The sequence below is a fragment of the Parvularcula marina genome, assembly GCF_003399445.1.
In the GTDB taxonomy this organism is placed as follows: Bacteria; Pseudomonadota; Alphaproteobacteria; order Caulobacterales; family Parvularculaceae; genus Parvularcula; species Parvularcula marina.
Map to the genome: position 1 here is coordinate 256,722 of NZ_QUQO01000001.1, position 22,393 is coordinate 279,114.

Annotated in this window: 18 protein-coding genes and 1 tRNA gene; 10 read left to right on the forward strand and 9 right to left on the reverse strand. The window is 58.7% G+C overall.

Translation table 11 applies throughout. The features are described 5' to 3' along the window. Nucleotides 1-13: 13 nt before the first annotated feature. From DX908_RS01205 to DX908_RS01235, 7 genes are all read right to left on the reverse strand, one after another. On the reverse strand, nt 14-2,413 hold the full coding sequence (locus DX908_RS01205) for a calcium-binding protein (RefSeq protein WP_116390648.1): 2,400 nt from the start codon (nt 2,411-2,413) through the stop codon (nt 14-16). A 302-nt stretch (nt 2,414-2,715) separates the two neighbouring features. Continuing rightward, nucleotides 2,716-5,136 (reverse strand): calcium-binding protein, encoded by a 2,421-nt coding sequence (locus DX908_RS01210; RefSeq protein ID WP_158548398.1) that lies wholly within the window; start codon nt 5,134-5,136, stop codon nt 2,716-2,718. Between the two features lie 350 nt (nt 5,137-5,486). Next, entirely contained in the window at nt 5,487-6,614 is a 1,128-nt protein-coding gene (locus DX908_RS01215; RefSeq protein WP_158548399.1) for a helix-turn-helix transcriptional regulator, read from the reverse strand. 900 nt (nt 6,615-7,514) lie between these two features. After that, nucleotides 7,515-7,590 (reverse strand) — tRNA-Ala (locus tag DX908_RS01220). Between the two features lie 88 nt (nt 7,591-7,678). After that, a complete protein-coding gene (locus tag DX908_RS01225; protein ID WP_116390651.1) occupies nt 7,679-8,269 on the reverse strand; it encodes a hypothetical protein in 591 nt (196 codons plus the stop codon). 45 nt (nt 8,270-8,314) lie between these two features. Then, entirely contained in the window at nt 8,315-8,803 is a 489-nt protein-coding gene (locus DX908_RS01230; RefSeq protein ID WP_116390652.1) for a hypothetical protein, read from the reverse strand. 67 nt (nt 8,804-8,870) lie between these two features. Further along, complete coding sequence (locus tag DX908_RS01235; RefSeq protein WP_116392935.1) at nt 8,871-10,718, reverse strand: ABC transporter ATP-binding protein; 1,848 nt, start codon at nt 10,716-10,718, stop codon at nt 8,871-8,873. Nucleotides 10,719-10,939: 221 nt separating this feature from the next. On the opposite strand from DX908_RS01235, the gene DX908_RS01240 reads away from it, so the two are divergent. From DX908_RS01240 to DX908_RS01265, 6 genes are all read left to right on the forward strand, one after another. After that, nucleotides 10,940-11,884: a glycoside hydrolase family 75 protein gene (locus tag DX908_RS01240; protein WP_158548400.1), complete on the forward strand. Its 945-nt coding sequence runs from the start codon at nt 10,940-10,942 to the stop codon at nt 11,882-11,884. A gap of 4 nt (nt 11,885-11,888) precedes the next feature. Further along, nucleotides 11,889-12,347 (forward strand): hypothetical protein, encoded by a 459-nt coding sequence (locus DX908_RS01245; protein ID WP_116390653.1) that lies wholly within the window; start codon nt 11,889-11,891, stop codon nt 12,345-12,347. 74 nt (nt 12,348-12,421) lie between these two features. Beyond that, nucleotides 12,422-13,366 carry an ACP S-malonyltransferase gene (gene fabD, locus DX908_RS01250; RefSeq protein WP_116390654.1) on the forward strand — a complete coding sequence of 315 codons (945 nt, stop codon included), beginning with the start codon at nt 12,422-12,424 and terminating at the stop codon, nt 13,364-13,366. A gap of 132 nt (nt 13,367-13,498) precedes the next feature. Beyond that, a complete protein-coding gene (fabG, locus tag DX908_RS01255) occupies nt 13,499-14,236 on the forward strand; it encodes a 3-oxoacyl-[acyl-carrier-protein] reductase (RefSeq protein ID WP_116390655.1) in 738 nt (245 codons plus the stop codon). A 73-nt stretch (nt 14,237-14,309) separates the two neighbouring features. Then, complete coding sequence (locus DX908_RS01260; protein WP_116390656.1) at nt 14,310-15,248, forward strand: calcium/sodium antiporter; 939 nt, start codon at nt 14,310-14,312, stop codon at nt 15,246-15,248. A gap of 320 nt (nt 15,249-15,568) precedes the next feature. Continuing rightward, nucleotides 15,569-15,805, forward strand: coding sequence for an acyl carrier protein (locus tag DX908_RS01265; protein WP_116390657.1), 237 nt, complete (start codon nt 15,569-15,571; stop codon nt 15,803-15,805). Nucleotides 15,806-15,883: 78 nt separating this feature from the next. Here the strand turns inward: DX908_RS01265 and DX908_RS01270 are convergent, their stop codons facing one another. Then, the gene (locus DX908_RS01270; protein ID WP_116390658.1) at nt 15,884-16,864 is read right to left on the reverse strand and encodes an aldo/keto reductase; all 981 of its coding nucleotides are present in this window, start codon (nt 16,862-16,864) and stop codon (nt 15,884-15,886) included. A gap of 130 nt (nt 16,865-16,994) precedes the next feature. Between DX908_RS01270 and fabF the strand changes: the two genes are divergently transcribed. Genes fabF through gmk form a run of 4 tightly spaced genes read left to right on the forward strand, consistent with a single transcriptional unit; the run spans nt 16,995 to nt 20,853 of the window. Continuing rightward, nucleotides 16,995-18,275 carry a beta-ketoacyl-ACP synthase II gene (gene fabF / locus DX908_RS01275; protein ID WP_116392937.1) on the forward strand — a complete coding sequence of 427 codons (1,281 nt, stop codon included), beginning with the start codon at nt 16,995-16,997 and terminating at the stop codon, nt 18,273-18,275. Nucleotides 18,276-18,293: 18 nt separating this feature from the next. Next, nucleotides 18,294-19,319: an endolytic transglycosylase MltG gene (mltG, locus tag DX908_RS01280; RefSeq protein ID WP_116390659.1), complete on the forward strand. Its 1,026-nt coding sequence runs from the start codon at nt 18,294-18,296 to the stop codon at nt 19,317-19,319. Beyond that, on the forward strand, nt 19,316-20,209 hold the full coding sequence (locus DX908_RS01285) for a YicC/YloC family endoribonuclease (RefSeq protein ID WP_158548401.1): 894 nt from the start codon (nt 19,316-19,318) through the stop codon (nt 20,207-20,209). The genes mltG and DX908_RS01285 overlap by 4 nt, the downstream gene beginning before the upstream one ends. Beyond that, nucleotides 20,206-20,853: a guanylate kinase gene (gene gmk / locus DX908_RS01290; protein ID WP_116390661.1), complete on the forward strand. Its 648-nt coding sequence runs from the start codon at nt 20,206-20,208 to the stop codon at nt 20,851-20,853. The genes DX908_RS01285 and gmk overlap by 4 nt, the downstream gene beginning before the upstream one ends. Here gmk and DX908_RS01295 read toward each other — a convergent pair whose 3' ends face one another. Next, nucleotides 20,854-22,347: a helicase HerA-like domain-containing protein gene (locus DX908_RS01295; RefSeq protein ID WP_116390662.1), complete on the reverse strand. Its 1,494-nt coding sequence runs from the start codon at nt 22,345-22,347 to the stop codon at nt 20,854-20,856. It lies immediately after the preceding gene. Nucleotides 22,348-22,393: the final 46 nt, after the last annotated feature.

The window sequence follows — 22,393 nt, forward strand, 5'->3', positions numbered from 1 at the left end:
GAAACCTGAGTGCTTAGTGCACGAAGGCTTCGAAGATATCCATGAGCTCGGTTTTGACGAAGTCGTCGGAAGGAACTTCGAACGGACCAACTTCCATGACCGGACGATCCATATCCATGACCGTCTTGTCGACGCCAGGCACGAAGGGCTCTTCGTACTTGTCGAAGCCATAGGTGAGGACTTCTTCGTCCGTCTGCCAGAAGCCTTGGAAGTTCTTCGGCGTATCCGCGAACGGATTGAGCGACTGAACTTCGCCGAGCTCGAAGATGGTGTTCGGGCTAACGTCACGGATGTAGATGAACGAGCCATTGTCGAATTCGATGACAAGGTCGTTATCCGTGAAGATCAGGCCGCCTTCTTCGTAGTCACGCTCAGGCGTGTAGGTGAAGAGGTCGGAGCTGGAGAGCGTCGTCGCGTCATCAAGAGCTTCGAAGAACTCCTGAGCCGTGAAGCCGCCAACAGACCCGTCAGCCAGCGTGATGTTGAAGCACAGCTGATCTTCCTGGTTGCCATCGAAGTCAAAGATGTAGGTCCCGAAGATACCATTGGCATCAATGCCCGTGATGTCACCAGAAGCGTCCGTCGTGACGACGATGTCGACGATAAAGTCGTCAGCACCTTCTTCACCGAAGAGGACGTTCAGACCCTGACGACCAACGAGCGTGTCGTCATGCTCACCACCGAAGAGGTAGTCGAGGCCAGAGAAGAGACCGAACTGGTCATCACCACCGATGATGAGGTCGTCATCTTCTTCACCGTCCATGAAGTAGTCGCCCGAGCCGCTCGTGAAGAGCGTGTCGTTGCCCGTGCCACCAAGGACAGTGTCGCCACCAACGAATTCCGGCAGGAGGTCGAAGAGAATCGTAGCCGAGTTACCAGCGTCGATCAGGTCGTCACCTGCTGAACCCATGGAGACGTCGTCGCCGTTGCCAGCCTGGATCTCGTCATTGCCGTCCTCGCCGTCAATGATGTCAGAACCGGCGCCGCCGTCGATGGTGTCATCGCCGGTAAAGCCCCAGAGGCTGTCTGCGCCAGCTTCGCCGTCGATGCAGTCATCGCCAGTCCAGCCGTCGATTGTGTCGTTGCCGTTGCCACCAAGGATGGTGTCATCGTCTTCGCCGCCGTCGAGGACGTCAGCTGCGTTACCACCGTCGATCTGGTCGAAGCCAGCACCGCCGAGAACAAAGTCAGCACCGTTTTCACCACGGAGGATGTCGTCGCCATTGCCACCAGAGATGGAGTCATTGTCGTCGCCACCGTCGATGAAGTCGTCGCCGTTGACGCCTTCGAGGACGTCATCGCCAGCTTCGCCGAAGATCTTGTCGTTGCCGTCGTCGCCGAAGAAGCCCGGCTCAACGTCAAAGGCATCCGAACCCGAGATCGAGTCATTGCCGTCGCCACCAAGCATGGTGTCGTTGCCGTGACCGCCGCGGAGATCGTCGGCGCCGTCTTCACCTTCCATGAAGTCGTCATCGTCGTTACCGCTCATGCTGTCATCGCCAGCACCGCCGTACATCTTGTCGTCGCCAGCGCCGCCGTCAACGTCATCATTGCCGTCTTCGCCGAGAAGGACGTCTTCGTCCTTGCCGCCGTCGATGTCGTCAGCGCCGATGCCGCCTAGGATCGTGTCCTGACCGTCAGAACCCTGAAGGTTGTCTTCGCCAGCTTCACCAAAGATGAGGTCATCGCCGTCATTACCGGTGATGTCGTCACCACGGCCACGCTCGTCACCACCTACGATGACATCGTCGCCTTCGTCACCTTTGATGGAGTCAATGCCAGCGCCGCCGAAGATAAGGTCTTCGCCTGTACCGCCACGGATGGTGTCACGGCCATTTTCACCCAGCAGGGTGTCATTGCCATCTTCACCAACGATGCGGTCAGCACCGTTGCCACCGAAAACGAGGTCCCAGCCAAGGCCGGCACGGATGATGTCGTCGCCGCCATCGCCGCAGATTTCGTCATCGCCAGCGTTGCCGAAGAGACGGTCACGATCAGCACCACCAGAGATCAGGTCGTCGCCAGCGCCACCACGGATAATGTCTACGCCGTCATTACCTTGCAGCTCGTCGTTGCCGTCATTGCCTTCGATCGAGTCATCGCCCGACTGACCAGCAACTTTGTCGTCACCTTCGTTACCGCGAAGCGTGTCGTTGCCCCAGTTCGGGTTCGGGTCTTTTTCAACGCCTGCATCACCAATGATGATGTCGTCGCCGTTCTGACCTTTAACTTCGTCATCGCCGGCACCGCCGGAAATGGTGTCGTCCTGAGCGCCGCCTTTGACAGTGTCATCACCGTCTTGAGCGTAGATCAGGTCATTACCGCCGCGGCCGTCGATAAAATCGTCGCCAGAGACGTCTTCCCCGAGACCCGGGAAAAGTTCTGACGTGTCATCGCCAAAAATGTTAGCCATCTAACTCTCTCCTAGATTTAGCACTAAAGGGGACCATTGATCCCTACGGCTCAATCCCCCTGCGCCCCCGCACAATATGGAGGCGACTCATATCGGTTAATTCACACGTCTTGGATGTGCCCCCCACGAATGGGGGGGGTATATAAAGTCTTATAGGCACACCCCAGCAAATACGGGGTTTTTGGCAGTTTTCCCCAGTGTAAATTTTTAATAAAAAAGGGCCGCTTTTGGCGGCCCTTCTCTTAAATTCTGCGATTTGTTGCCGAAAGAGAGATTCGGCTTCGCATTCATGCATTCAAAGATCAGTGGATGAAGGCCTCGAAAATATCCATCAGGGCCGTCTTGTCGAAGGAATCTGAAGGGATATCGAACGGCCCGACCTCCATGACAGGGCGTTCCATCCCTGCGACTGTCTTGTCGATGCCCGGCACGAACGGCTCAGCATATTTGTCAAAGCCAAAGGTGATGAGCTGTTCATCGGACTGCCAGAAGCCTTGGAAGGATTTCGGGCTGGACGTGAACGGGTTGAGCGTCTGCACATCACCGATTTCGAAAATCGTGCCCTGGCTGACGTCACGGATCCAGACAAAGCTGCCATTCCCGAAGGTCACGAGCAGGTCGTTATCCGTGAAGGTGAAACCGGCTTCCTCATATTCAGGGGCCGGGGTGTCGACCGCAAGGTTCACACTCGAGAGGGTGACGAAGCTGTCGAGAGCCTGGAACAGTTTCAGACTGACATTACCATTCAGTGCCGTGCTGCCCGGTGCGTAATGAACGTTGAAGCAGATCTGGTCTTCCTGGTTGCCGTCATAGTCCATGAGGTAGGTGCTGAAGCTGCCCAGCGCATCAAGGCCAGTGACCACAACACTTCCGCCCACCACGGCTGTGGAGACAACGATGTCGATGACGAAGTCATCCGCGCCTTCTTCGCCGAAGAGGGCGTTGGTGCCCTGACGGCCGATCAGCGTGTCGTCATGCTCGCCGCCGAAGAGGAAATCGAGCCCGGCTGTCCCAGTGAAGACAGTGTCCCCACCGAAGATCAGGTCGTCATCTTCTTGGCCGTCGAGAATGTAGTCGCCAACGCCGCTGGCGAAGATCGTGTCATCGCCGTCACCGCCGAGGACCGTATCGCCACCGATGAACTGGGCAACCGAAATCCCGAAACCAAGAATGGTGCTCGCGCTGCCTGCATCAATGAGGTCGTTTCCGGTGCCGCCATCAACATAGTCGTCACCTGAGCCGCCCTGGATCACGTCATTGCCGTCTTCGCCGCCAATCGTGTCACTGCCAGCGGAGCCATCAATCGTGTCGTTCCCGGTAAAGCCCCAGAGGAAGTCGTTACCGTCTTCGCCATCGATGCAGTCATCGCCTGTCCAGCCGTCAATGCTGTCATTGCCAGCACCGCCAAGCAGGGTGTCGTCGCCACTGTCACCGAAGAGAGTGTCAGCAGCTGCACCGCCTGATGCCTGATCCGCGCCCGCACCGGCAAGGATCGTGTCCGCACCGGCCTGGCCGAGCAGGGTGTCATTGCCATTGCCGCCATCGATCAGGTCATTCTCCGTACCGCCATCAATGAAGTCATTGCCATTGACGCCGTAGAGCGTGTCATTGCCTGCATCACCGAAGATCTTGTCATTGCCGTCATCGCCGAAGAAACCCGGTTCAACGTCAAAGGCATCCGAGCCTGAAATGATGTCGTTGCCTGCACCACCGAGCAGGGTGTCGTGACCATGACCCCCGCGGATGTCGTCAATGCCGTCTTCGCCTTCGATATAGTCATTGTCGTCATTGCCGGAGAGGCTGTCATTGCCCGCGCCACCAAAGATCTTGTCATTGCCGGCGCCGCCATCAACATCGTCATTGCCGTCTTCGCCGAGAAGGACGTCTTCGTCCTTACCACCATCGATATCGTCCGAGCCGATGCCGCCCAGGATCGTGTCCTGACCATCCGAGCCCTGAAGGTTATCTTCACCGCCCATGCCGAAGATCAGGTCATTGCCGGAGTTGCCGGTGATGTCATCACCGCGGCCGGTTTCATTGCCGCCGACCAGCGTGTCATTGCCTTCGTCGCCCTGCATGGAGTCGATCCCGGCACCGCCAAACATCAGATCGTCGCCCGTGCCGCCCAGCATAGTGTCCTTGCCGTTCTCACCGAGCAGGGTGTCATTACCGTCTTCACCGAAGATCCGGTCTGCACCGTCGCCGCCGAAAATCAGGTCCCAGCCAAGACCCGCACGGATGATGTCGTCACCTCCGTCACCGGAGATCTCGTCATTACCATCATTGCCAAAGAGCCGGTCGCGGTCTGCGCCACCAGAGATCAGGTCATGACCTGCGCCGCCCAGAATGGTGTCGACGCCGTCATTGCCCTGCAGTTGGTCGTTGCCGTTATTGCCTTCGATAAAGTCATCGCCAGACTGGCCGGCGACCTTGTCGTCGCCGTCATTGCCGTAAAGTGTGTCATTGCCCCAGTTCGGGTTTGTGTCTTTCGGCACACCGGCGTCGCCGATGATGATATCGTTTCCGTTCTGACCTTTGATCTCGTCATCGCCAGCGCCGCCGGAAATGGTGTCATTGCCTGTGCCGCCCTTGACCGTGTCGTTCCCGGTAAGGGCATAGATCAGGTCATTGCCGCCGCGGCCGTCAACGAAGTCATTGCCGGTCAGGTTCTCTCCAAGACCTGGAAACAGCTCCGACGTATCGTCGCCATAAATATTCGCCATTCTCAATTTTCCTAGAAAAGTTGGATGAAACGTCTTTGGGGCCGAGAAATGCCAGCCTTGTTCCATTCCCCCAATATGGTTCCCGTCCTGATGGACGGTGCGGCAATTTTACGAGGGGTCATTCGCCGACTTCTCCCCCCATTTGGAGGGGGAGATGATTTATTGTTTCCATGCTGATCGATGGGTCCACGTTTTCAGGATGCGGGAGCCTGTATTTGCCCGTCCCGGTGGCGAGCCAGAGATTCAGGATGGCGTCTTTGCGCCATGCTGGCTGGGAGCAATCAGTCCGCCTGTTTAAGGGCAGCACAGATTAAATTTCGGATATCAGGTGAAGGAGGTGACGACTTCGCTCAGGAAGCTGCGATTGCCTGGTCGCCAATGCGTCCGGCAAGGATCGACTCGATCTTCGGCGGCAGAGGCGCCGCCATGGTGAGGGGGCCTGCAGCCAGAATACGAACGAGATCCGGTTTACGCCGCACATCAAGCTTGGCGAAGACGTCCTTGCAGTAGGATTTAACCGTCGTCTCTGAAAGCCCGAGCTGTTCGGCGACTTCTGACACGTTGAGCCCGCCTGCGAGCAGCGCACTGACTTCTGCCTCACGCTTGGTCATGTTGTAGACCTCCCGCAGCCATTCAGCCGGCGGGGAGGGGTATTCGGGATCATCTACATAGATCGCCAGAACTTTGCGGCCCTTGAGCGAAATCCGTTTAGCAACGATCGGTGAGACAGAGCCGTCATCGGCTTCGATCGCAAGTGCACCCATTTCCGACAGCCCGCTGAGGCAATCACGGAACGGCGCATGTTCACCCGAACAGCGGCCCGTCAGGCGGTTGTCCGAAATCCGGATGCCGCGCCCTGCCTCCATGAAACGTTGGGCGGCGCCATTCGAGAAGAGGACGCGGCCGCTCATGTCGGCGATGAACAGGCCCAGGCGCGCATTGTCTGTCGCATAGGACAATGCCGAATTGACGACGCGCGTATAGGCGGATTCAAGTTCTGCTTCGGCAAGACGAGCGGCGTCCTGAAGGGCCATCGCATCTGCCTTGGAAAATTTCCCACGAGTCGAACGGCGTGAAGCCATCAGATAAATCCCGTGTTCCTTACAGACAGGTACCCGGACAGTTCTGGCCCGAGCCATCCAGCGCGCGAGAACAGACGCTGCGCGGTTCTTGCGCTGCTCAGTATCATCCGGGCTGAACAGACGTGAGGCTTCGACCGAGCCAGAGGATGACCGCCGGCGGCTGGCCCAGAGGACGATTGAGTCCCGGGCGGCAAGACACGTCACATCCGCATCGGCGGCCCGAAGCGCAAGACGCAAGGCGCTGTGGAGACGTGAGAGGGCAGGGTCTGTGGTGGGGGTTTCTTGCGTTTTGGTTCGTGCACGGATATTTTGATCCACGCCGTTACTCGGAACGGTGTCGACGTTCAGACTATCGGCATTGGCCGACAGTACCGTTTCGTCTACGAACTCTGACATCATCCCCCCAGGACCCGCTGCATACACGGCAACGGCAAAACGCCACAAATCTGAGGAGTGATAAGGTTTTCAGGCGTCTGGACCTTGTCGCGGTCATGGTGCCTGAACTGTTCTCTCCCCAGTCCCTGCCGGCAGTACGCCGACAAAACTCACCAACAACAAGTTAACCGGCGCTATCATTGATTGGCAAGGCCCAATCCGCACAACTGGCCTGCCAAATCTTTGATTTTTACACATATTCGGGTGACACTGAGCAATCTGCGCAGCCTTGGGGCGAGTGGGTGGGCAGCTTTTCCCCGAAAGCGGACCATCGGTTTGAGCGTTCTGGAAATCGGACACTTATCTGGGGCAATCTTGATCCTGATTTTCCCGTATTTGGTGTGCTTTCGTGCAATCTGGCCAAGCTGATTCTTTTAGCTGATCCGCACGGACCCAAAACGATTGAGCAAGTCTGTCAGTGGGTATGATTTAGCATCAGGGTGTAACCTTGAGGGCTGCATCTCTATGCAATGAATGCCTCGGATTTCATGAATGCTAGCCCATGGCAGGAATTCTGGAACGCCTTACCCGACTGCTCGAGGTGTCATGAAACGCAAACCATGCGCCCAGACGGACATAAATGCGAATACGGAATTATATCTTATTATACATGAAGGCCGCGAAACTGAAATATTGCGCCGTAGGGGAATTAAGTGTGCTGAACCATATTGCACCTCCAGTACGGAATGCAATTTCTACATTATCCAGCAAAAAGCAGGACTTAACCCGAATTCTTATCCGTCTTTGTAAAGAATGACCGGATGTTGATGTGAAGGGTAATGGTGAGCTTACGCCAGCAATGTGGTTCAGCCCGCCAGCAGTCACTTTAGAACATATGTTAAGAAAGCGTCGTCTGGCGACTGGTGGAGCTAGGCGGAATCGAACCGCCGACCTCTTGCATGCCATGCAAGCGCTCTACCAATTGAGCTATAGCCCCGACTTCAGTCGAGCGGGCGGTCTAATGAGCGTGCCGCCGCTTTGCAAGCCGAAATTTCGGGGCCATGGGAGAACTTTTCCCGTTGGCCTCAGACCGCATATTTCTCGAAGATTTCCGCGGGGATATCGCGCGCAAGGTTGAAGTTAAAGACACAGCGATGCGTGCTATCGACCGGAGCGGAGGAGGCATGTTCCATCATGCCGTCAAAGATAAGCCCTCGTCCTCGCTTGGACTTGATCCGGTGCGCCACTTCCTCTCCGTCAAAGATGCAGGTGTCTCCATCGGCATCATTCACATAATAGATAAAGACCCAGTGCGGGTTCTCATCGTCCACATGCTTGGGGTGGATGAAGGACGCCTTCTCCCGGCTCATCAAATTGCATTTCGCCCGGATGATCTTTTCATCGGCAATGCCCAGGCGGGCCGTGATTGCGCGCGGCACGGTATGCCATTGCGTGATGTTCTTATAATTCTGGATGAAACCATGCACGAATTGGGGAGACTCGCCGGCCTGCGTGTAGTCATCAGTCGAATTTGTATTGGGGTAATAGAACCAGGGGAATCTCATCCCCATGATGACGCGTTCGAGCTCATCCTGCATTCCTTCGGGCAGGAAGTTCTCGATGATGATCGGCGATGATGTGACGGTCGTGCTCATGCCCGGAAGATTATGCAGCATCGTCCGGGCTGGCAAACAGGAACCATCACAATTGAGAGGCGCAGGTTACGGTGCGGCGGCGAACATGCCTTCGACCAGCGGCGCAACGCTCTCAGCATAATAGAGTGCCTCAGGCGTGTCCTTGCGAACGGCTGCACGAACGCGGGTAAAAGCGGTGATAGTCTCCGATTTGGACGTCGGCTCGCCAAATTCAGCGATGAAAGCCTCTTCAAGGCCATCAAGCTCGCTCTCTTCGACAAGGATCCAGACGACGACCAGCGCATCATCCTGGAAGACGAATTCGGCAAGGCGCGGCGCGCCGAAATAGTCAAACCCCTGACAATCGATCTGAGAATGGGTCTCGGCGCCGGGGATTTCCGGTGGATTGAATTCGCGCTCATCTATCGAAGTGCAGAGCCCATCAAGGGCCGTGACCATCTGGGCCCGTGACGCATCGAAGCTGATCACGGCCGGTTTCTCAACACTCGGCGCATTTGAGCAGGCCGCAAGAAGGGAGATGAGGGAGAGGGCGGCGAGGGTAGTCAGGCGTTTCATCCGGTCTTTCCTATTTTATCTTCAGGAGACCCTACACGATTACATCTGTGGTTCACCTGATCATTTCCTATTCGGCGGCTGCTTCTCCACCTTCGGCGAGGAATCCGCCGGATTGACGCGCCCAGAGCTGGGCATAGAGCCCGCCCGCCTCAACGAGATCGGCATGGCGACCCTGTTCAATGATCTGGCCCTGATCGAGCACGATCAGCCGGTCCATCGCGGCAATGGTCGAAAGCCGGTGCGCGATGGCGAGGACGGTTTTGCCGGCCATTAGTTCGTCGAGACGCGACTGGATCGCCGCCTCCACCTCTGAATCAAGTGCGGAGGTCGCCTCATCGAGAAGAAGAATCGGCGCGTCCTTGAGGAGCACGCGCGCAATCGCGACCCGCTGGCGCTGGCCGCCCGAGAGCTTGACCCCGCGCTCGCCGACATGGGCATCAAGGCCAAACCGGCCCTGTTGGTCCTCCAGCTCCTGAATGAAGTCCCAGGCCTCCGCCCGTTTGGCCGCCGCGATGATTTCGTCTTCGCTGGCCGAGGGCCTGCCATAGGCGATATTCTCGCGGATCGAGCGATGGAGGAGGGAGGTGTCCTGGCTGACGATCCCGACATGCTGGCGCAGGCTTTCCTGCGTCACCGCCGAGATATCCTGCCCATCAATCAGGATACGGCCTTTTTCAACGTCATAGAGGCGTAAGAGCAGGTTCACGAGGGTCGACTTGCCTGCGCCCGACCGGCCGACAAGCCCGACCCGCTCGCCCGGCGCAATGTCGAGCGTAAGGTCATGGATGACGGCCGTATCCTTGCCGTAAGTGAAGCGCACATCCTCAAAGGCAATCTCGCCCTTGCTAACGGCGAGCGTCTTTGCGTCCCCCCGGTCGGTCACATCGATGTCGCGCGACAGGGTTTTCATGCCGTCATCGGCGGCGCCCAGATGCTCGAACAGGAAGGCCGCTTCCCAGAGGAAATAAGTCGCCTGTCCCTGAATCCTGAGCGCCATGGTCGACGCAAACGCAAAGGCGCCAATGGTCATCTGGCCCTGCGACCAGAACCACGCGCCCATCATGATCGTCGAGGCGATGAAAAAGCCGTTCAGCGTATGCAGGCAGAGCGACATCGAGGTTGAGACCCGCATCGAGCCATAGACCTTATCCAGCATGTTCTGCATGCCGTTGCGGGTATAGTCTTCTTCCGCCTTGACCGAGCCGAAGGTCTTCACGGTCTGGATATTCGTATACGCATCGACCATCCGGCCCGTCAGGTTCGAGCGGGCATCGGCCTGCTGTTCTGCCCATTTCTTCTGACGCGGCAGGAAGATCCGCATGGTCACGGCATAGGCTGCCACCCAGATGACAAGCGGGATTGCCAGCCGCCAGTCATTGCCGGCGAACAGAAACAGCGTCGCAAAGAAATAGACGCCCATATAGACAAAGAGGTTCGTCAGCTTGACGCAGACATCACGCACGCCGAGGGCCGACTGCATCAGCTTGGTCGATATCCGCCCGGCAAAATCATCCGCAAAGAAATTGTTAGATTGCCGCAAAAGATAGCGGTGACCGCGCCAGCGGATCTGCATCGCCATATTGCCTAAGATGCCTTGCAGCAGGATCAGCTCATCCAGAAGGCTCGCGATCGGCCAGACAATGGCGATCAGCCCACAGATCAGAAATATCTTCCATCCGTGCTGCGGCCAGAAAGTGTCCGTGCCTTGCGTAGTGGCCCAATCGACAATGTTGCCGACGAGTTCGAACGCGAAAACCTCGATCAGCGCGATCCCGGCTGAGAAGATGATCGAGGCCAGGAACAGCCATTTGAAAGGCTTCGCGTAATGCCAGATAAATGCCCACAGGGAGCTGGGCGGTTTTGCCAGCGCCTCGTCCGGATAGGGATCGACCATCCGCTCGAAAGTGCGGAACAGCATGGGGCCTCCTTGCTGCACTCTCTCGCGGGCAGCCGGTCAGAATAGGGATGTGGCAACAAATAGCCAGTGACGTTTTCATGAAGCCGCAGATGCGACATGCTTTCGCAGGAATGCGTGATATAGTGGTCACAGAGCGGCGGAGAACCCCTATGAAGTGGCAATTATGGGCAGTGAGTGGAGCAAGCGCGATTGTTGCGGCGTGCTCAACACCAACACCAGTGGATAATTCCCGGACCGTCACCGAGGTAGAAACCGAAGCGACCACGGCTCCGGTCGACCTGACCGAGAATAGCGGCGTGCGCTCCTGCCGAGGTGAGGAAGTGATCCGTGGACGTCAGCGTCTTGCTGAACTTTCCGATGGCTCGCTTGTGACCATGGCGCCGATGCAGGTGAATGCCGATGGCGCCCCCCATGCCTATCACCCCGATAATGCCGAGGGCGGGGCGATCCTCCATCTCTGCAATGCGGGCAAGGTCTATCTGCCGGACGGGTCTAGCTATCACGGCTCTGAATCCAATGAGACCTGCACGGGCAAGTTCATGGATGACGTCGCAAAGATCAGGGAAGCGGGCTGGGACGATCCGGAAGTCGGGGCCGTCAACTGGTACGGCATCTATGCGACCGGCCGCGTGCGGATCGGCACGCAATTCGTTCAGAATGTCAAACCGCCTTTGACCGAAGAGGGGTTTTATATCTCCCCGACGGCGCTGGAGGATCGCGGCTTCGCGCCCGATGACCAGCGCCGCTACGTCAACGCGATCACTGTGCCCCATGCCGTTGTGCGCCGGGACAGCGGGGTAGAGCTTGGCACCTTCGGAGTCGCATGGAGAACAAAGGACTGCCCCGGCGGCCGGGTCTGCGATCCCGTGCCGTTCATCGTGGCCGATATCGGCCCGAAGATCGGGGAAGGCTCGATTGCCCTGACCCGGCTCGTCAACGGGCTGGAGGTCACCGAGGACATCACCCGGGAGAACCGCTTCCAAGGCGCCGTCAGCGATGAGGATGACGTGATGTGGGTGTTCTTTGGCGGACGCCGTGCGCCAACGCCTTACACGCCGGGCAGTGTTGAGCGTCACGCGGAAGCTGCCTTTGAGGCCTGGGGCGGTGAGGACCGCCTCGCCCAATGCCTGCGGGTCGAACAGCCGGTGGCGAATGGGGACTGATGGAATGAAATTCGCCGAGCTAAAAACGATTGGCCACAATCTGGGCCATTCATTAAGCAGCGGCGTTTGCTTATTGGTCGGCTACAGTAACGTGGATATTTATCAGGAGGCCAACAAAACCGCAGACGGCTATATTGAGGTTGATTTTCTGACAGGCCAGACAAACGGCGCAACTATTTCCCGGCAACTCGCAAGAACCATAGAGTCATATCGAGATATCGTACCGCAGTTTTGCAAGACACACGGATATCCGTTCGAGAATATCGCTAAGCTCTCTGTGACGTACTATCCCGTGGCGGGGCAATACTGGGGCAGGTTCAGGGTCGTGGTGGAGGACACCTCGGGCAGAGGCGCAATCGACGAGTATTCAGGTTTCGCTGGAAAGCGGCCTGTGATTCTGGACGAACTCGGCAGAGCCCGTAAGCAACCGTCGAGAAACTATAACGCTTCAGATGCCTTTTGATCCGCTTGTCACTCTGGACGTGAGTATCGATACCCCCCTATGAGCGGCGCCCTATAAGAAGAGTAGGAGCGCCCATGTCCCCCAGCGATCAGAAACTGAGCCTTATCTTCCCCGGACAGGGGTCACAGGCCGTCGGCATGGGGGTGGCGCTGGCGGAAGCCTATCCGGCGGCAAAAGCCGTCTTTGACGAAGTCGACGAGGCGCTCGGCCAGAACCTCTTTGCCCTGATGAAAGACGGGCCGATGGAGGAGCTGACGCTGACGGCCAACACCCAGCCCGCCCTGATGGCGGTATCCGTTGCCGCGTTCCGCGTGCTGCAAGGCGAAGGGCTTTCGCTTTCCGCCATCAAATCCATGGCCGGGCATTCACTGGGCGAATATTCCGCCTACTGCGCGGCAGGCGCGATCTCTCTGACCGATACGGCAAAGCTGCTGCGAATTCGCGGTGATGCCATGCAGGCCGCCGTGCCTGTGGGCGAGGGCGCAATGGCAGCGATCATCGGGCTCGACATGGACAAGCTCGGCGCGATTACTTCCGAAACCGGCGCCGAGATTGCCAATGACAATGCGCCGGGCCAGATCGTTATCTCTGGCGCCAAGGCGGCTGTCGATGCGGCCTGCGTTGCCGCCAAAGAAGCCGGCGCCAAGCGCGCTTTGCCGCTGCCGGTCTCCGCGCCCTTCCACTCAACCCTGATGGGTCCTGCCGCCGAGCGCATGGCCGAGGCGCTGGCCGCCGCGGATATCAAACCGCCCGCCGTGCCGGTTTTCTCCAACGTGCTGGTGGAACCTGTCACCGAGCCCGATGTAATACGCGGTACCCTGACTGAACAGGTAACGGGCCGAGTCCGCTGGACCGAAAGTATTGCCACGATGGAAGCGGACGGCACGACCCTCTTCCTCGAGGTCGGCGCCGGCAAAGTGCTCTCCGGCCTCGTCAAACGCATCGCCAGCGACGCGAAGGCTATCAATTTCGCGGGGCCCGATGACCTCGACGCCGTGCGGGATGTGCTGAGCCATTAGGGCTGTCATCCCGGGGCGCTCATAGAGCGAACCCGGGATCCAAAATCGGGATGTGTGGATCCTGGATATCTGCCGATGCCGGTTCTTGGATGACAACGACAAAGAGACGTATAGAGATTTAAGGAGACTTCCATGTTCGATCTTACCGGCAAGACAGCCCTCGTCACCGGCGCCACGGGCGGCATTGGCGGCGCCATCGCCAAGGCCCTTCATGCGCAGGGCGCAACCGTTGCCATCTCAGGCACGCGCGAAGAAAAGCTCAACGAGGTTGCCGCCGAGATGGGCGACCGGGTTCACGTCCTGCCCTGTAATCTGGGCGATGCCGATGCTGTCGATGCGCTGCCCGGTCAGGCCTCCGACGCCATGGGCGGGCTTTCGATCCTTGTCGCCAATGCGGGCATCACCAAAGACAACCTCATGATGCGGATGAAGGCGGAGGATTTCGATAGCGTCATCGCCATCAACCTTAAATCCTACTGGCATCTCTCCAAAGCCTGCCTGCGGGGCATGATGAAAGCCAAATTCGGCCGCATCATCGGCGTGACGTCCGTTGTCGGTGTCACCGGCAATCCGGGCCAGACCAATTACGCGGCCTCGAAAGCGGGCATGATCGGCATGACGAAATCCCTCGCCGCTGAGATCGCCAGCCGCGGCGTTACCGCCAACTGCATCGCGCCTGGCTTTATCGCGACCGCGATGACAGATGTCCTGACCGATGAGCAGAAGGCACAGATCGACGCGACGATCCCGGCGGGCCGTATGGGCAGCCCGGAAGATATCGCGGCCGCAGCCGTCTATCTTGCGTCAGAAGAGGCCGCTTACATGACGGGCCAGACCCTGCATGTAAATGGCGGCATGGCGCGCATCTGATCCCCTTGCGGAAGGAAGAGCGTCATCCCATTTCCTGCCCCACAGCCGGTAAGCGGCTGTTTCGGGGACAGGCATGCTGATCGATTTTCTTCTGGTGGGGGCAGGGCTCATCGGCCTTGTTCTGGGTGGTGACATTCTCGTGCGAGGCAGTCTTGATCTGTCTCGCCGCTTTGGTCTTTCGCCTGCGGTAATCGGGATCGTGGTCATAGGCTTTGGCACGTCAATGCCGGAGCTGGTGACCAGCCTGACGGCAGCATTTCAGGGGGCGGAAGGTGTCGCGATCGGCAATGTAGCGGGCTCGAATATTGCCAATATCCTGCTGATCCTAGGCGTCACGGCGCTCCTCTTCCCCGTCGCTTGCGATGTGAAAACCGTCCGACGTGATGGGGCGGCGATGATGCTGATGAGCCTGGTGCTCGCCGCTGGCATTCTCTGGTGGGGCTTCCCGCGTGTGATGTCGCTGGGCCTGCTCGCCGGGATGGCGGGTTATCTTCTATTTGTCCTGCTCAATGACGGTGGTTCAGTCGAATCTGACGAGGAGGCGGGCTCGCCGCCTCATCTGGGCCGTGCCCTGATCTTTGCGGGTGCTGGCCTCGCTGCTCTCATTCTCGGTGCCAAATCGCTGGTGACGGGCGCTGTAGGGCTCGCGACTGCCTTCGGGATCAGCGAGGCGTTGATCGGCCTCACCATCGTTGCGGTTGGTACCTCCGTGCCGGAGCTGGCCGCCTCGATCTCAGCCGCGCTCAAGAAACAAGGCAGCATGGCCTTCGGCAATGTGATCGGCTCGAACATCTTCAATATTGGCGCGATCATGGGGGTAACAGGGGTGGTTCATCCACTCGCACCTCCGACGAATATTGGCGTGATCGATGTCACCGCATTACTTGGGGCAGCGATCCTCGCCATCCTGTTCGGGGCGACGGGGCTCAAGATCAATCGCTGGGAAGGCGCCGTCCTGATCGGGGGCTATTTAAGCTATATCACCGTCATCACGGTCATGGCGGTGAGCTGAAAAAGTCGAGGTGAGGGGCAATTTCGCTCAGAATCGGGGCCAGATCGCTGGCGTCCGGCGATCTATGAACACAAATTCAATTCCAGAATTATCGTTCAAAAGTCCGGAAACTGGCCATTTATCCAGTTGAAAACTGGACAAATTCATCATTTCACCTCTGGAAATGCCTGCCAGTGTAGATCAAGGCTTGCGCCGTCGGCCAACCCCGACTACCGGGCCTTCTTGCGCATATTGCAGGCTTGCCCTATGCGCCTCTCTCAAATCACAGGGCCGCGCAGCTCAGGCGCCGTCCGATAACTCTTAGAATTCAGGAGCTCTTCATGTCCGATATTGCCGAGCGCGTTAAGAAAATCACGGTCGAGCACCTCGATGTGGACGCCGCCAAGGTTGTCCCAGAGGCCAGCTTCATCGACGATCTCGGCGCCGACAGCCTCGATATCGTCGAGCTTGTCATGGCGTTCGAAGAAGAATTCGACATCGAGATCCCCGATGATGCCGCCGAGACGATCCAGTCCGTTGGTGACGCGATCAAATTCATCGAAGAGCGCAGCGCGTAAGCGTTTTTCTTCGGGTACAAAGTTTTCAAAACCGTCCGGGCCATCGTCCGGGCGGTTTTTGTTTTGTCTGACAGATAATCAGATCGGGCACCGGATCGTCTCTCGCACCTGATGGAGATAGAAATCGCTCAGCGCACGATGCAGCTCACCGGATAAAGCGGGCAGGGCGGAAGCACGCGCATTGGCGGTCACCTGATCAGGCCGTGAGCAGCCTGCGATTACCGTGCTGACGGCCTCGTGATCGAGGATCCAGCGCAAGGCAAAATCCGCCAGCGTCATGCCCTCCGGCACAAAGGTTTTGAGCTCCTCGACTAGCTCGACACCTTTTTTGAGCGGGATGCCATTAAAGGTCTCTCCGACCGAAAACGCTGCGCCATCCGCATTATAGTTGCGATGATCCGTCTCCGGAAAGCTCTCATCCGCTGAGAACTTGCCGGTGAGGAGGCCACTGGCGAGCGGCAGGCGGACGATGATGCCGACCCCGGCCTTTGATGCAGCCGGTAGCAGATCCCGGACGGCATCCTGCCGGAAGAGATTGAAGATGATCTGGAGTGTCGAACAGCCCTCATGCGCAAGGCACATATGGGCTTCTTCGATGGTCTCAACGCTTGCGCCCCAGTTCCGGCAGACCCCTTCGGAAGTGAGCTCTTCCATGATGTCAAAGACATCGCCGTCCTTGAGGTGAACGGGCGGGATGCAGTGGAGCTGGACGAGATCGAGCGTCTCGACCCCCAGCCGCTCGGCGGAGCGCAAAAGATGCTCGCGTATCGAGGCCTTGTCGTAGGTGTCAGGATAGAGCCGGGCCGAACGGCCGACTTTGGTGGCGATTACGGGCCGGTCTGGCCGGTCTTTCGTATAAGCGCCGATCAGGCTTTCCGAGCGCCCATCGCCGTAAACATCCGCCGTATCGAAGAAATTGACGCCCGCATCCTCTGCCGCTGTCATCGTGTCGGCGGCCCGGTCATCCTCCATGGGGCCGAAATCACCCCCAAATTGCCAGCATCCAAGGCCGATTTCCGAGACATCGAGGCCGGTTTTTCCCAATTTTCTGGTTTTCATGCTGATCCTGACTGACTTATTGCTGCCTGAGGCGGCATAACGGCAGTCAGGGTTGAAGGGCAAAGGTGGTTCCCATTCCTTCTGCAACTTTGCTATCGCCTTCTGAACATTGCCAAAGGAGTTTGCCATGTTGCGTCGCGTCGTCGTCACCGGGATGGGCCTCGTCACGCCATTGGGCGCCGGGACACGTGAGAAACCGGTCGATGGACCCTGGCAGCGTATCCTCAAAGGGGAGTCGGGCGCCGGTCAGATTACTCGCTTTGATGCAACTGATTATGCCTGCCGGATCGCTGCAGAAGTGCCGATGGCCGGGGCGACCGATGATCCCGATGCTTTCAACGCCGATGACTGGGTTGAGCCCAAGGAACAGCGGCGCATGGAGGCGTTCATCATTTTTGGCATGGCGGCCGCGGAAATGGCGCTTGTTGATGCCGGCCTGCCGCTGGAAACACAGGAGCAGCAAGAGCGCACGGGCGTCCTTATCGGCTCCGGCATTGGCGGGCTCGACGGCATCGCCCGGACGACCCGTCTGATGGACGAAAAAGGCATTCGCCGCGTCTCGCCGTTCTTTATCCCGAGCTGCCTGATCAACCTCGTCTCCGGCCAGGTCTCGATCAAGCATGGCCTCAAGGGTCCGAACCATTCGGTCGTCACGGCCTGCGCGACAGGCGTTCACGCCATCGGCGATGCCGCGCGTCTCATCATGCTCGGCGATGCGGATGCGATGGTCGCAGGCGGCGCGGAAGCCTCGATCTGCGATATCGGTTTTGCCGGGTTCATCGCCTGTAAGGCGCTGACGACAGGCTTTAACGACAATCCGACCGCCGCCAGCCGCCCTTGGGACAAGGATCGTGACGGCTTCCTGATGGGCGAAGGCTCTGGCGTTGTCGTCCTCGAGGAATATGAGCGAGCGAAAGCGCGTGGCGCGACGATCTATGGCGAAATCGTCGGCTATGGCCTTTCGGGCGATGCCTATCACATCACGGCGCCCGCCGAGGATGGCGATGGTGGTTATCGCGCGATGAAAGCCGCCCTTGCCCGGGCGGAGATGAACCCGGGCGACATCGATTACGTCAACGCCCACGGCACCTCGACCCCGCGCGGGGATGAGGTGGAGCTGGGCGCGATTGAGCGACTGTGGGGGGCGGATGCCAGCGGGCTCGTCATGTCCTCGACCAAATCTGCCGTCGGTCACCTTCTGGGGGCGGCAGGGGCCATTGAGGCGGTCTATTCGCTGCTCGCCATGCGGGACAATGTCTGCCCGCCGACCATCAATCTCGACAATCCTTCGGTCGATACCGCGATCAATCTTGCGGCCAAGGAACCGGTCGAAAAACAGATCAACGCCGTGCTATCTAACAGCTTCGGTTTCGGCGGCACCAATGCGTCGCTGGTGATAAAGCGCGTCTGACGAAACGGGGTAGCGTAGATGAGGAAACACCAGGCCCAGAGGGGAGGCGCGGCAGCGGTCTTCCTGCGTCTCGTTGTTATGGGGCTGTTCGTCGCCGTCATCGGTGCTGGCGTCATCACCTTCGAGCTCAACCGACGCGTGGCCGAACCCGGACCGCTTGAGGAGCCCTCGATCCTGTGGATCGAACGCGGCAATGGCGTGACGACGGTTGCGGGCAAGCTCGAAGAAATGGGCGCGATTGAGGATGACCGGCTGTTCCGGCTGGCGGGACGACTGAACAAGCTGGCGCCAGATTTGAGAGCCGGCGAGTTCGAAATCCCCGCTGGAGCCAGCGTGCGCGACATCATCCTTCTGCTGAAGGAAGGCGAGCCGCTCTTACGCTTTGTGACCATCCCGGAGGGGCGGACCTCCAAACAGGTTCTCTCGATCATCAATGAGACCGCGCTACTCGAAGGCACGCTCGAATTACCGCCCGCTGAAGGCAGCCTCCTGCCGGAGACCTATTCCTTCCAGCGCGGCGATACCCGCACATCGATCCTGACCCGGATGGAATCCGCGCACAATGAAGTGCTCGAGGAGCTCTGGCCGGGCCGGGCCGAGGGCCTGCCATTCGAGACAATGGAAGAAGCGGTGATCCTTGCCTCAATCGTCGAGAAGGAAACAGGCATTGCCGCCGAGCGTCCGCGCGTGGCGGCTGTCTTCGTCAATCGCCTGAAGAAAGGGATGCGGCTGCAATCCGATCCGACAATCATTTACGGGCTGACCGGCGGTGAGCCGCTGGGTCGCGGGATCCGACAATCGGAGCTGAAACGCGAGACGCCCTATAATACCTACATCATTCGTGGCCTGCCGCCGACGCCGATTGCCAATCCCGGACGGGACGCTATCGCCGCTGTTCTTAACCCGGCGGATACGGATGACCTTTATTTCGTGGCCGACGGAACGGGTGGGCATGTCTTTGCCACAACCCTCCGTGACCATAATGAGAATGTACGCAAATGGCGCCAGGTCGAGGCCGAGCGCAGACGGACGGAGAACCAGTGACCACCAGCATGACCGGATTTGGTGCCGCCGAAGGGGCGGTGCCGTTAAGTGACGGCAAGACGGCTGGCTGGCGCTGGGAGCTGAAAGGCGTCAATGGCAAGAGCCTCGACGTCAAGATGCGCATGCCTTCGGGTCTGGAGACGATCGAGCCGACTTTCCGTGCCATGATCACCACCAGCGTTGGCCGGGGCACGATCCATACATCGCTGCAGCTCGACCGCGCGCAGGACGAGGCGCAGCTCGTCGTCGATGAGACTGCGCTCGGCACGGTCCTCAATGCGATCAACCAGATCAGCGACAAAATCCCCTGCGATCCGCCGCGGCCCGATACGATCCTTGGTCTGAAAGGCATCCTGACCGCTGCCGAGAAAGCCCAGAGCGAAGAAGACAAAGCGGCGCTCGAAGCGGGTCTTCTGGCCGGGCTCAGCGACGCCATCGAGGCATTTAGTCTGTCGAGGAAAGCGGAAGGCAGCCAGCTTGCTGCTGTGCTTGACGATCAACTCGCCAAGATGACGGCGCTGACGGAAAAGGCAAAATCCCTTGCCGGGACGGCGCTCACGCATCACCTCGAACAGATCAGAGGGAAGATCCGTGACCTGATCGGTGACGGCATCCCCGACGAGCGGACCGAGCAGGAAGCCGTCATGATGGCCGTGAAATCCGACATCCGCGAGGAGCTCGACCGGCTCGATGGACATCTGGCTCAGGCCCGCGAATATCTCTCCGCAGGCGGTGTGATTGGCCGCCAGCTCGATTTCCTTGCGCAGGAGCTGGGCCGGGAGGTCAATACCCTGACCTCGAAAGCCTGGACGCTGGAGATCAAGCGGATCGGCCTTGACCTCAAACTCCTGGTGGACCAGTTCCGCGAGCAGGTACAGAATATCGAATGACTTCTTCCGTTTCCATCGCCCGTCGCGGCATGCTCTTCGTTGTTTCCAGTCCTTCCGGGGCAGGAAAGACGACCCTCTCACGACGCCTTCTTGAAGCGGACAAGGATATCGATATCTCGATTTCCTTCACGACCCGCCCGATGCGACCGGGCGAGAAGGACGGCGTTGATTATTCCTTTGTTGGCGAGAACACATTCCTTCGTATGCAGAAGGATGGCGAATTCCTTGAATCAGCTAAGGTCTTTGACAACTGGTACGGCACGCCAAAGGGCCCCGTCATGACCGCGATAGAGGAGGGCCGCGATGTCCTCTTTGATATTGACTGGCAGGGCGCCCAGCAGCTTGCCGAAGTCGTGCGCGGCGATCTCGTCACCGTCTTCATCCTGCCGCCGTCCCGTCAGGCGCTGTTCGAGCGTCTGAAAAACCGGGCGCAGGATTCAGATGAAGTTGTTGCCAAACGCATGTCGCAGGCTGACCACGAAATCTCTCACTATGCGGAATATGGCTATGTGATCGTCAATCACGATCTGGAACTGGCGAGCCGCCAGCTACTAGCCATCCTCCATGCCGAGCGCCTGCGCCGCCGCCGCCAAACGGGTTTGCGGGATTTCGTTCAGTCGATGATCGGTGAAGACGGCGCCTGATCAGCGCCGTTTCAGCCCGCCAAGCACGCCCCGGATAAGCTCTCTTATCAGCGTACTCGTACCAGTCCTGACGGCCTGATTAACCGCCTTTTCCGTCGAGCTCATACGGCGGGAGCGGCTGCGGCTGGACGTTGTCTTCGTCTTCCTGCTGCGCTCCTTCTCCTTTGCGGCCCGTTTCTCTGCCGCTTCGGCTTCTTCCGCTGCGCGTTCTGCTCGTTCAGCCAAGATGTCAGCAGCGGAGTGTCGGTCGATGGCCTCATCATAGATTCGCCCGAGTCCGTCCTCTTTCATGATCGCAGCGCGCTCAGCATTCGTTGCCGGGCCGAGCCGTGAGGAGGGCGGGCGAATTAGGGTGCGTTCCACCTCTGCCGGGACCCCTTTTTTAAGGAGTGTACTGACGAGTGCTTCACCGATCCCGAGTTCGGTGATCACATCGACACTGTTAAAATCGGGATTGGGGCGGAAGGTCTCCGCCGCCGCCCGGACAGCACGGCGTTCTTTGGGCGTATAGGCGCGCAAGGCATGCTGGACGCGGTTGCCGAGCTGCCGCGAGACGCTGTCGGGCACATCGAGCGGGCTTTGCGTTGAGAAGTAGACCCCGACACCTTTTGAGCGGATCAGCCGGACGACCTGTTCGATCCGATCAAGAAGGGCAGGCGGGGCATCGTCGAACAGAAGGTGCGCTTCATCAAAGAAGAAAACGAGGATCGGTTTTTCCGGGTCACCGATCTCGGGCAGCTCTTCGAACAACTCGGAAAGAAGCCATAAAAGGAAGGTCGCATAGAGTTTCGGCGTCATCATCAGTCGGTCGGCGGCGAGGATATTCACATGCCCACGGCCATCGCGCGTGGTACGGAAGAAATCATTGAGGTCGAGCCGGGGCTCGCCGAAAAAATGCTTTGCACCCTGATCCTCAAGCTGGAGGAGGCGCCGCTGGATGGCGGCGACGGATGCTGCCGACACATTGCCATATCTCGCGGACAGCTCGGCCCGCCGTTCAGCTACATTGGTGAGGAGGGCGCGAAGGTCTTCAAGATCGAGAAGCGGCAGGCCTTCTTCATCGGCAACGCGGAAGGTGACGGCAAGCACACCTTCCTGTGTCGGGTTCAGCTCCAGCATCTGAGAGAGAAGGAGCGGCCCCATCTCCGTGACGGTTGCGCGAACCGGATGGCCTTTCTCCCCGAAGAGATCCCAGAAGACGACCGGCATGGCAGCCGGGCCATATCCGTCGAGGCCGATTTGCTCCGCGCGGGAATAAAGGAATTCCTTCTCAGTCTCGGCACCTTCGACCGCCAGACCGGAGAGGTCACCTTTCACATCGGCAACGAAGACCGGCACCCCGGCATTCGAGAATCCTTCCGTCATGATCTGTAAGGTGACGGTTTTCCCGGTGCCCGTCGCGCCGGAGATCAGCCCATGCCGGTTGGCATATTTCAGGGCCAGTTCGACATCCTGATCACTGGCGCCGAGAAAGATTTTCCCATCTTCGCTCATCTGTCTGCCTTTTTATGTCCTCTATTGGGACTTTATTCCCGTCGTC

Excerpts from the sequence above, each read along its gene's own strand:
- fabG (WP_116390655.1), top strand. The coding sequence starts at position 13,499 with ATGTTCGATCTTACCGGCAAGACAGCCCTCGTCACCGGCGCCACGGGC.
- DX908_RS01265 (WP_116390657.1), top strand. The coding sequence starts at position 15,569 with ATGTCCGATATTGCCGAGCGCGTTAAGAAAATCACGGTCGAGCACCTC.
- DX908_RS01230 (WP_116390652.1), bottom strand. The coding sequence starts at position 8,803 with ATGAAACGCCTGACTACCCTCGCCGCCCTCTCCCTCATCTCCCTTCTT.
- DX908_RS01225 (WP_116390651.1), bottom strand. The coding sequence starts at position 8,269 with ATGCTGCATAATCTTCCGGGCATGAGCACGACCGTCACATCATCGCCG.
- DX908_RS01205 (WP_116390648.1), bottom strand. The coding sequence starts at position 2,413 with ATGGCTAACATTTTTGGCGATGACACGTCAGAACTTTTCCCGGGTCTC.
- DX908_RS01210 (WP_158548398.1), bottom strand. The coding sequence starts at position 5,136 with ATGGCGAATATTTATGGCGACGATACGTCGGAGCTGTTTCCAGGTCTT.
- gmk (WP_116390661.1), top strand. The coding sequence starts at position 20,206 with ATGACTTCTTCCGTTTCCATCGCCCGTCGCGGCATGCTCTTCGTTGTT.
- DX908_RS01295 (WP_116390662.1), bottom strand. The coding sequence starts at position 22,347 with ATGAGCGAAGATGGGAAAATCTTTCTCGGCGCCAGTGATCAGGATGTC.
- DX908_RS01260 (WP_116390656.1), top strand. The coding sequence starts at position 14,310 with ATGCTGATCGATTTTCTTCTGGTGGGGGCAGGGCTCATCGGCCTTGTT.
- DX908_RS01245 (WP_116390653.1), top strand. The coding sequence starts at position 11,889 with ATGAAATTCGCCGAGCTAAAAACGATTGGCCACAATCTGGGCCATTCA.
- DX908_RS01270 (WP_116390658.1), bottom strand. The coding sequence starts at position 16,864 with ATGAAAACCAGAAAATTGGGAAAAACCGGCCTCGATGTCTCGGAAATC.
- fabD (WP_116390654.1), top strand. The coding sequence starts at position 12,422 with ATGTCCCCCAGCGATCAGAAACTGAGCCTTATCTTCCCCGGACAGGGG.
- DX908_RS01215 (WP_158548399.1), bottom strand. The coding sequence starts at position 6,614 with ATGTCAGAGTTCGTAGACGAAACGGTACTGTCGGCCAATGCCGATAGT.
- mltG (WP_116390659.1), top strand. The coding sequence starts at position 18,294 with ATGAGGAAACACCAGGCCCAGAGGGGAGGCGCGGCAGCGGTCTTCCTG.